We start from the raw sequence: 10192 nt of genomic DNA, 5'->3' as shown, positions 1-10192 counted from the left end.
CTATTGACTAGCAGTAGGATAAAATGTTAGATTATTAATCAGTTTATATATAAAGGAAGAGAAAAAATGATGAATACTTTCATGGAAATTGGTATATTAATTGTTGGTTTTATATTATTGATTAAGGGTGCAGATTTCTTTGTGGATGGAAGTTCTTCTGTCGCAAAAAGATTAAAAGTTCCTTCGATGATCATTGGACTTACAATTGTCGCAATGGGTACAAGTTTACCTGAATGTGCAGTCAGTGTCACTGCCTCAATGAGCAACAACAACGCTCTTGCAGTCAGTAATGTCGTAGGATCTAACTTATTTAACTTAATGGTTGTATGTGGTGTATGTACATTATTTGTACCTCTTGCAGTTTCTACAGATACATTAAAGAAAGAATTTCCATTCTCTATTATCTGTGCTGCTTTATTACTTGTATTTGGTTTAGATGGTATGCTAGGTAGAGTAGATAGTGCAATTTTTATTGTATTATTTGCAGCATATTTAGGATGGATGATCTATTCAGCATTACAGGCAAGAAACAAAGCATTAAGCGAAGACAATGATGAAGAAATCAAGCTATTACCAGTATGGCAGTGTATTGTATATATTGTTGGTGGTGCTGCTGCTATTAAATTTGGTGGTGATTTCGTCGTAGAAGGAGCTACAGCTATTGCGACTATGCTAGGACTCAGTCAGAACCTTATTGGTTTGACTATTGTCGCTTTAGGAACAAGTCTTCCAGAACTTGTGACTTCTATTGTAGCTGCAAGAAAGAATGAAATTGATATGGCTTTAGGTAACGTTATTGGATCTAATATCTTCAATATCTTACTTGTATTAGGTATTGCCGGGGTAATTAGTCCTGTTGCGATTATTGCTGAAAACTTGATTGATACATTTATTCTCATTGCAGTAAGTACTCTAGTATGGATATTTGCATGGAAGAAGAAAGAACTTGTTAAGTGGCAGGGTATTGTGATGCTTGCTATTTATACAGCATATCTTGTTTACATTTGTATGCGTTAAGAAGGCAATGCCTTCTTTTTTTTATGGTTGCTTGATAGTTGATAGCGCAACTTGCAATATTAAGCTATATTTGAAGTGAGGAGGGAATTCAAAATGACAAATACAATGATGTTATTATTAGTGCTTATACCTGCATTTATTATCTGGAGCGTAATCATCTATGTTGTTTACTTACTCATTATCGCATTAAGAAAATATATTAAGTCAGAGCCAGTACGTAAAGAAAAGGAAGAGTATGCTAAAACACTAGGGGGTGTAATTAAAAAACACCGTATGAAATGTCAGATGACTCAAGAATTTGTGGCAGAAACACTTGGTGTATCTAGACAGGCAGTCTCTAAATGAGAAAATGGTTCATCTGATCCAAGTACAACTAATCTTATAGCGCTTGCAAATCTATTTGATATCACCCCAGAGGAAATGTTGAAAGAAATACGATAATCTTTACAAAAAGACCTACCATTTTAAGTGATTATTTATTATAATTGTGAAGTATTTTTTTAAAATACTGATTTTAAAATTTAAGGGGAGTTTGTAGTATGATTCAATTTTTTAAAAACAACATCGAACCTAGAAAGAAATTAAGAACAGCTGAAATTATTGTTCTCATTGCATTAGTATTAGGTTCAATTATTTCTCTTTGTGTAGGTCTTAAAGAAGTACATTCTAATCCTGGTAAAGTGGATTATGTACAAAGCGTTGTAATGAAAAGAAATACACAGGATGAAGACTATGATTCAGACAACACAGTATGTGATGTTACATATAGTAAAGGTGACAAACAGCTTGTTGTTTCTTATTCTTATGAAGAATATACACAGTTAAAGAATAAGACTATTACTGCTTATGAATTCAAGACAAGTAATGGAACTGACTTATACTTTGATCACAAAGATGTGAGTCAGAAAGAAGTTAAACATTCTTATAAGCAGGTCATGGCAAATAAGACTATGTACATCTTTAACCTTGCATCTTCTTTATTTATTTTAAGCTTGTCATTGGCTTTAATGTTGTTATTCTCTAAACAGTTTACAACATATGAAAAGAGCTGGTTCATGACTATCATGGTACTTGCTACTATTTTCGCTGTTGCTTTCCCAGAAGAAAGTGCAAATGGTGTTAATGGTATTGTTATCATGTTATTGTATCTTTTAGATACATTCTTAAATATCTTATGTGAATTACTCATTTCTAAACAGTCTCGTTATAACTTCTTAGTATCTGTTGCTGTAGAAATTGCGGAAATCGCAATGTGTATTGTATTAATGTATCGTTTTGCAACAATGGTAACTACATTATTCTTCTGGCTTCCAATTGATATCATCAGTTATATCAACTGGTCTAAGCATAAAGATGAAGAAGAAGATGAATTAACAATGGTAAGAAAACTAAAAGGTTACCAGGAAGTACTTGTTATTGTAGGTATCTTTGTATGGACTATCGTTGTTGGTTATTTCATCAGTGGTTTAGATATTGCAACTGATTTCTATACAAATAAGACATTAGAAACATGGATCATTTATATTGATGCCTGTGCCTCTGCCGTAGGTATTGCGAATGGTTTATTTATCTTCTTCAGATTAAGAGAACAGTGGATTGCATGGTATATCTGTGCTGCTTTAGAAGCTATTATTAACATCTTATCTGGACAATATGTATTATTAATTCTTAAACTTGGTTACTTCACTAATACAACTTATGGTTATATTAAATGGACTAAATATATTAGAGAACACCAGAAAACAAACGAAAAACTATCTTTATTCTAATTAAATTTCTCTATAACTTGAGAGTAGCTTATAAAACTGCTACAATAAGAACGTAAAAACATAAAGAAACAGGAGTGATTATTATGGCAATTGCTGCAGGAGATTTTAGAACTGGACTTACATTAATCGTTGATGGCGATCCTTGGGTTGTTTTAGACTTCCAACATGTAAAACCTGGTAAAGGTGCTGCTATCTTAAAGACTAAGATGAAGAACTTAAAGACTGGTTCTACACAGGACAGAAACTTCAACGCTTCAACAAAATTCGAAGCTGCTAACATTGAAAAGAAAACAGCACAGTACTCATATGAAGCTGATTCTACTTACTATTTCATGGATATGGAAACATATGATACTTATGAATTATCAGAAGAACAGATCGGATTCAATAAATATTTCATCGTAGAAGGAAGAGAAGCATCTCTTATGTTCTTTGAAGGTGATTTATTATCAGTATCTATCCCAGAAAAAGTTGAATTAACTGTTGTTAAGACAGACCCAGCTATTAAAGGTGCACCATCTAACCAGACTAAGGATGCTGTCACTAATACTGGTCTAACATTAAGAGTACCTCAGTTTATTGAAGAAGGCGAAGAAATCGTTGTCTTCTCATCTGATGGAAAATACGCAGGAAGAGCTTAATATAAGCTCTTTTTTCACATATGAATAAAGTTGTACTTGTAACTGGTGGTGCTCAGGGGATAGGGAAAGCCATCGTATTAGAACTTGCGAAAAACCATTATGATGTAGTGATCAACTACCTTACTTCTAATAAAGCAGCGGCTTTATTAGAAGAAGAGATTAAAAAGAATTATGATGTACGTGTAATGACTGTTCAAGCGGATGTATCAAAGGAAGAAGAAGTGGATGCCATGATTTCTTTAATAGAGAAAAAATGGGGTGGTGTTGATATTCTTATTAATAATGCTGCTGTTGATTTATCCAATCTCTTTCATCTTAAGACAGCAGATGAGTTTAGAAAGACATTGGATGTGAATGTCGTAGGGGCATTTAATTGTAGTAAGCGTGTCTATAGATATATGCTTGATCAGGAATATGGACGTATTATTAATATTTCTTCTACCAATGGTATAAATACTTATTATCCAATGTGTATTGATTATGATGCCTCTAAAGCGGCACTAATCTCATTAACACATAATCTTGCCTTTGAATATGGGCCATATATTAATGTGAATGCAATCGCACCAGGATTCATTGGAACAGATAATGAACTAGATGGATATGATGAAGAATTCTTAAAAGAGGAACAGGAAAAGATTATGGTGAACCGTTATGGTAAACCAGAAGAAGTGGCTTATCTTGTGAAGTTTCTTATTAGTGATGAAGCGAATTTCATCAACAATACAATTATAAGAATAGATGGCGGTCAGAAAGGCAGCTGTTAAAAAAAGGTCCTGAAATCAATCAGGACCTTTCGTGTTATTTCTTTAAAACATTTGTAAGGGCGAATAGAATAGAGAGTTTACTATATTCTAATGTCAAACCACCCTGGATATAAAGTGTATAAGGTACAACAACAGGTGCATCTGCACTTAATTCAATTGTACTACCAGAAGTAAATGTACCAGCAGCCATTACTTCATCGTGAGGATAACCAGGCATTGGTGCAGGCATAGTGGCTACAAATGAATCAATTGGAGAACTATTCTGAATAGCCTGTGTAAATTTTACTAGGTTTTCTTCTGTACCAAGTTCTAATGTCTGAATAATATCAGTTCTTTCTTCATTATATCTTGGAGAGACATTATTAAAGCCTAACTTTTCTAACATATAAGCACTAAATACAGCACTCTTTAAAGCATTCTTTACTGCATTAGGAGCCATAAATACACCCTTGAAGAATGTATTATTCATATTGAAGTTAGCTCCTAGATCTTTACCAATACCAGGTGCAGTTAATCTTTCAGCACACATAAAGATTAAATCTTTTCTACCTGCAATATAACCACCAGTAGGTGCAATACCTCCACCTAGGTTCTTCATTAAAGACCCTACAACGATATCAGCACCAATATGTCCTGGTTCCTTCTTTTCTACAAGTTCACCATAGCAGTTATCTACCATGATAATAACATCTTTATTTACTTCTCTGATCTTAGTAATAATACGTTCAAGCTTAGAAAGTGTTAAAGATAAACGTGAAGAATAACCCTTAGATCTCTGGATTTCTACAAGTTTAACATCATTCTTCTTTAAACGTTCTACGATTTTATCATCATCAAAATCATTATCAACTAAATCAATCTGTTCATAAGATACACCATGAGCCTTTAATGACTGACTAGATTCTCCTGAAATACCAATCATTTCCTGTAAAGAATCATAAGGTGCTCCAGATAATGAAATCATTGTATCACCATGCTGAAGTAAAGCAGATAAAGTTAAATAAAGCGCATTTGTACCACTCATGATCTGTGGTCTAACTAATGCATCTTCGCATCCAAGAATAGTTGCGAAAATAGCTTCTAGCTTGTCTCTTCCAGAGTCATAGCTGCCATATCCATTCATGTCCGCAAAATCAGAATAGCTGACATTATTTTCAATAAATGCTGAAAGAATTCTGTTTGAGTTATAGAAACAAACATCATCAATCTTTTCATAAATGTCTTTTAATACAACATCAGATTCATTCGCAATTTTTAATAAGTTTTCATCTATTTGTTCTAATATCATAATCTTTCTCCTTTGAATACCTGTGCTATTATACACCAAATACACCATTATTTTGAATGATTTTAATGAAAATCATGTATAATAAGAAAAAGGGTGAAGCATATGTTAGACAGAAAAATAGAATATTTTATAGAAGTAGTAGAGAAGGGCTCTTTCTCATCGGCAGCTAGATCATTTCTTTTATCACAATCCGCTATTTCTCAACAGATCACATTATTAGAGAACGAACTGAATATACAATTATTTGATCGAACAGGTTATAAGCCTAAATTGACACCTGCTGGGAAGATATTTTATGAAGCATGCATTAACCTCAAAGAAGAATCAGAAGAGTTATTAAGAACAATCCATGAAGAACATCAAAAGATTACAATAGGACTTACACAATTACAGCAAAATAATTCAATTATTCATATCATCAACAAATTTAAATATAATCATCCAAATGTAGAATTTGATCTTGTAGAAGGTACGTTTGAAGAAACATATACCAACTTATCGATTGAAAAAAAAGATGTTGCTTTTGGATTAGAAAGTGACTTTAAACACGATCCTTATATTCACTATACTTCATTATTTCAATATCAGATGGGGGTTATATGTTCTTTGAACCATCCTTTTTCTCATAATAAGGATATCACAATAGATGAGTTAAAGAATGAATCCTTCATAGTTATGTCTAAGAAGTTAGGAAGAATATTCTATAAGGATTTCTTAAATGCATGTAAACAGGATGGCTATAAACCTCATATCGTAAAAGAGGTTGATTCCTTTGAAGACTTTATTGTTCAAGTGTCTTTAGGTAAAGGAATAGGAATCTGTTCTATGGATGTTAATAATAATGCACTAGTTAAGGCTATACCTATTTCTAAAACACATCATCACAATGACTGTGTCATTGCTTATAAAGACAATGTTTCATCTATATGTCAGCAGTTCATTGATGAAGCAATTCATTACTTTAAAACTCTATAAGTTTAACTTATAGAGCTCTCTTATTTTTTCATCACTATGATTTTTCAATGATCCTTGTTAATATAATAACAAGAAAAGAGGGTGAACAAAGATGAAAAAAATATTATTAAATGGTGTTGATGGTAATTTCGGCAGCAAGGCTGCAAAGGTTCTTTTAGAAAAGTGGCCACATGAAGATTTAATTTTTGCGGCTCCTAGTGAAAAAGGATTAGAAAAGTATGCTGACATTGATGTAGAAAAGAGAGTGGCAGATTTCAACAATCCTGAAGGATTGGTACAGGCTTTTACTGGTGTAGATACTATGGTTCTTATTTCTATGCCTTTTGTAGGACCAAAAAGAAGAATGGCACAGCAGACTGCATTAGATGCAGCTGTGAAAGCAGGGGTAAATAAAGTTGTTTATACTTCAATTGTAGGTGCAGGTGAAAAGGATATTGATACATATGAAGTGAATGACCATGTGTGGTTTGAAGCCTATGTAAAAGAGCAGCCTATTCATTATCTATTCTTAAGAGATTCACAGTATGCAGAAGCAATGGTTTCTAGCTATGTGAACGCTTATGAGAATACAGATAATGAACTTGCAATTAATATGGGTAATGGAAAGATGGCTTTTGTTTCTAGAGATGATTGTGCTCTTGCATGCGCATATGCCGCTATGAGTGATTTAGAAGATCAGGTGATTGACATCAATGGACCAGAACTGCTTACTGTTGGTCAGTATGTCCAGATTGCGAATGAAGTCACTGGTCATAACGTAAAGTATGTCGAAATCACTGATGAACAAATGTATGCATTCTTTGATTCTATTGGTGTTCCAAGAACTACAGAAGATATGTGGGCACAGACAGCGAGTAACTTCCCATTCTGTTCAGATGGTATGGTGACATTTGGACGCGCCATTCGTTTAGGTCAGATGTCTACATTCACAAATGATTTTGAAAAATTAACAGGACAGAAACCTATGACGGTTAGAGAAATGTTTGAAGATATGGAAAATCATTTGATTGGTTCAAGAACATCTACTGAAGATTAACTGTAAGCATTCCTTACAGTTTTTTTATTTTGTCAGATGTTTGTTTTGTTCTGTTTACTCTGTTCAAAAAATTTATTAGAATATCAATGAAAGGGGTTTACATATGTATAAGGTTATAGAAGTAAAACAGAGTATATTTGAAGATAATAATAAGGATGCCGATTTATTAAGAAAGGAATGCAAAGAGAAGGGTGTTTTCTTACTTAATATCATGTCTAGTCCAGGTTCAGGAAAGACAACCACATTATCACGTACTATTGAAACAATCAAAGATGAAGTGAATATTGGTGTTATGGAGGCTGATATTGATAGTGATGTGGATGCGCACACTATTAGCCAGTATGGTGTACGTACAATACAATTACACACAGGAGGCATGTGTCATTTGGATGCGGATATGACAAGACAGGGATTACATGAATTAGGAATGGAAAATCTAGATCTTGCAGTATTAGAAAATGTAGGAAATTTGGTATGTCCTGCAGAATTTGATACAGGTTCCTCTTTAAATATTGCGATATTGAGTGTGCCAGAAGGGGATGATAAGCCTTTAAAGTATCCATTAATGTTTGAAGTATGTGATGTAGTACTTATTAATAAGGTGGATGTTCTTCCTTACTTTGATTTCGATATAGAAAAGTGTAAAGAGAATATTCATTATCGTAATAAGAATGCAAAGGTGTTTGAAATATGTGCAAAAAGTGGGGAAGGTATCAAGTCATGGTGTGATTATCTTTTAACACGTATAAGAGAATGGAAGGAATAAAATAATGGCCTATAGAGATAATATTGATAGACTTGCAAGACGTATTACAGATCGAATACCAGTGAAGTTCAAGAAACTTAAAGAGGATGATCCTGAATACAAATGTTTAAGTGAAATCTTGAATGATGAACAATGTAATTTATGTTTATTTTTTGAAGTACGCAAACCTATGTCTTTTGAAGAAATCCTTAAAAGAACAGGTTGGGAAGAAGAACGTGTTGAACGTGTATTAAAAGAAGTATGTGATATAGGGATGATTGAATATAACTGGGAAAATGAAGATCATCATAAACAATATGTGATGCCTCAGTTTGTCCCTGGTTCTGCAGAATTCATGGTGATGAATAATGATTTAGTCAAAGAACATCCAGTTGTGACTGATTTCTTCGAACAGATGACAAGATTACCACTAGAAAAGGTGACTTCAATGGTGCCTCCAGGAGGGGCTGGTATTGGGATGCATGTTATTCCAGTAGAAAAATCTATTGAAGCCAATCAGGAAGCAGTGTCTGTAGAAAAGATTTCTCATTGGTTGAATAAGTATGATAAGTATGCTTTATCTCCATGTTCATGTCGTAGGCAACAAAGAGTTCGAGGAGAAGGGACAGGTGATATTGAAGCCGATGTATGTATTGCGGTTGGTGATATGGCTGATTATGTTGTAGAGACAAATAAAGGTGGTCATTACTGTACTTATGAAGATGTTATTGAAACATTAGAAAGATGTGAAAGAAAAGGCTATGTGCATCAGATTACAAATATTGATGGTGAAGATAAGATCTTTGCGATTTGTAACTGTGCAGCAGGTGTATGTAATGCCTTAAGAACAAGTCAGCTCTTTAATACACCAAATATGTCTGCAAGTGCTTATCGTGCACATGTGGATGTCAGCAAGTGTGTAGCCTGTGGTAAGTGTGTAGAAGTATGTCCAGTAGGAGCTGCAAAGCTTGGTCAGAAGCTTTGTACAAAACAGGGACCTATTGAATATCCTCAGGTGGAATTACCAGATATGATTAAATGGGGACCAGATCATTGGAATCCTGATTTTAGAGATACAGCCAAAGTCAATTGTCATGAAACAGGAACTGCTCCTTGTAAAACAGTTTGTCCTGCTCATCTTCCTGTACAGGGCTATATCAAGATGGCCAGTGTTGGACGTTACATGGATGCTTTAAAGCTTATTAAAGACTTTAATCCATTCCCTGCCGTATGCGGTTCTATCTGTAATAGAAGATGTGAACAGGAATGTACACGTGGATTATTAGATGCCCCTCTCGCAATTGATGAAATCAAGAAGTTCATTGCGGAAAGAGAACTCAATGAGGAAGAACGCTATATCCCATTATGTGAAAATGAAGAGGGTGGATTCTATTCTAATAAGATGGCCATTATTGGTGCAGGTCCTGCTGGTATGAGCGCTGCTTATTATTTAAGAATCAAAGGTTATCCTGTCACTGTCTTTGAAAAAGAAGAAAAGCCAGGTGGTATGCTTCGTTATGGTATTCCATCATTTAGATTAGAAAAAGATGTCATTGATGCAGAAATAGAAGTACTTAAGGCAATGGGCATTGAATTTAGATGTGGTGTAGAAATTGGTAAAGATATCACTATTGATGGATTACGTGAAGATGGTTATGAAGCCATTTATCTTGCGATTGGTGCACAAGGTGGTAAGAGATTAAATATCCCTGGAATGAATGAAGAGTATGTTATGACGGGTGTTGATTTCTTAAGAGAAGTCAATAAAGAAGAAAGTAAAGATATGCTTAGTGGTCATGTGGTTGTCATTGGTGGTGGTAACGTGGCTATGGATGTGGCAAGAAGTGCTTTAAGAAGTGGTGCAGCGTCTGTTGACTTATTCTGTTTAGAATCATAAAAAGATATGCCTGCAAGCCCAGATGAAGTAGAAGAAGCCATTCATGAAGGTATTACT

At 34.1% G+C, this 10192-nt stretch carries 10 protein-coding genes; 9 read left to right on the top strand and 1 reads right to left on the bottom strand.

Going from position 1 to position 10192, the window contains the following annotated elements:
* Positions 1-66 precede the first annotated feature (66 nt).
* The 5 genes from ACT8VG_RS03580 to ACT8VG_RS03560 all read left to right on the top strand — a co-directional run bounded on the left by ACT8VG_RS03580 (position 67) and on the right by ACT8VG_RS03560 (position 4194).
* Positions 67-1017: a calcium/sodium antiporter gene (locus ACT8VG_RS03580; protein ID WP_195920999.1), complete on the top strand. Its 951-nt coding sequence runs from the start codon at positions 67-69 to the stop codon at positions 1015-1017.
* Positions 1018-1110: 93 nt separating this feature from the next.
* Positions 1111-1362: a helix-turn-helix domain-containing protein gene (locus ACT8VG_RS03575; RefSeq protein ID WP_432267859.1), complete on the top strand. Its 252-nt coding sequence runs from the start codon at positions 1111-1113 to the stop codon at positions 1360-1362.
* Between the two features lie 194 nt (positions 1363-1556).
* Positions 1557-2786 carry a nicotinamide riboside transporter PnuC gene (gene pnuC, locus ACT8VG_RS03570; protein ID WP_195920998.1) on the top strand — a complete coding sequence of 410 codons (1230 nt, stop codon included), beginning with the start codon at positions 1557-1559 and terminating at the stop codon, positions 2784-2786.
* Positions 2787-2869: 83 nt separating this feature from the next.
* Positions 2870-3427 (top strand): elongation factor P, encoded by a 558-nt coding sequence (gene efp / locus ACT8VG_RS03565; RefSeq protein WP_055289480.1) that lies wholly within the window; start codon positions 2870-2872, stop codon positions 3425-3427.
* 20 nt (positions 3428-3447) lie between these two features.
* Entirely contained in the window at positions 3448-4194 is a 747-nt protein-coding gene (locus ACT8VG_RS03560; protein WP_217106257.1) for an SDR family NAD(P)-dependent oxidoreductase, read from the top strand.
* 34 nt (positions 4195-4228) lie between these two features.
* Here ACT8VG_RS03560 and ACT8VG_RS03555 read toward each other — a convergent pair whose 3' ends face one another.
* Positions 4229-5482, bottom strand: coding sequence for a methionine gamma-lyase family protein (locus tag ACT8VG_RS03555; protein WP_444195222.1), 1254 nt, complete (start codon positions 5480-5482; stop codon positions 4229-4231).
* Between the two features lie 102 nt (positions 5483-5584).
* Between ACT8VG_RS03555 and ACT8VG_RS03550 the strand changes: the two genes are divergently transcribed.
* The 4 genes from ACT8VG_RS03550 to ACT8VG_RS03535 all read left to right on the top strand — a co-directional run bounded on the left by ACT8VG_RS03550 (position 5585) and on the right by ACT8VG_RS03535 (position 10135).
* Entirely contained in the window at positions 5585-6457 is an 873-nt protein-coding gene (locus ACT8VG_RS03550) for a LysR family transcriptional regulator (protein ID WP_444195221.1), read from the top strand.
* Positions 6458-6548: 91 nt separating this feature from the next.
* Positions 6549-7493: an NmrA family NAD(P)-binding protein gene (locus tag ACT8VG_RS03545; RefSeq protein ID WP_444195220.1), complete on the top strand. Its 945-nt coding sequence runs from the start codon at positions 6549-6551 to the stop codon at positions 7491-7493.
* A 103-nt stretch (positions 7494-7596) separates the two neighbouring features.
* Positions 7597-8259 carry a hydrogenase nickel incorporation protein HypB gene (gene hypB, locus ACT8VG_RS03540; RefSeq protein ID WP_444195219.1) on the top strand — a complete coding sequence of 221 codons (663 nt, stop codon included), beginning with the start codon at positions 7597-7599 and terminating at the stop codon, positions 8257-8259.
* A gap of 4 nt (positions 8260-8263) precedes the next feature.
* Positions 8264-10135, top strand: a complete 1872-nt coding sequence (locus tag ACT8VG_RS03535) for an FAD-dependent oxidoreductase (RefSeq protein ID WP_444195218.1) — start codon at positions 8264-8266, stop codon at positions 10133-10135.
* The last annotated feature ends 57 nt before the right edge of the window (positions 10136-10192 follow it).

It is taken from the genome of Catenibacterium sp. (assembly GCF_052354645.1).
Taxonomy (GTDB): Bacteria; Bacillota_I; Bacilli_A; order Erysipelotrichales; family Coprobacillaceae; genus Catenibacterium; species Catenibacterium mitsuoka_A.
This window is presented reverse-complemented; position numbering and strand designations above follow the sequence as displayed.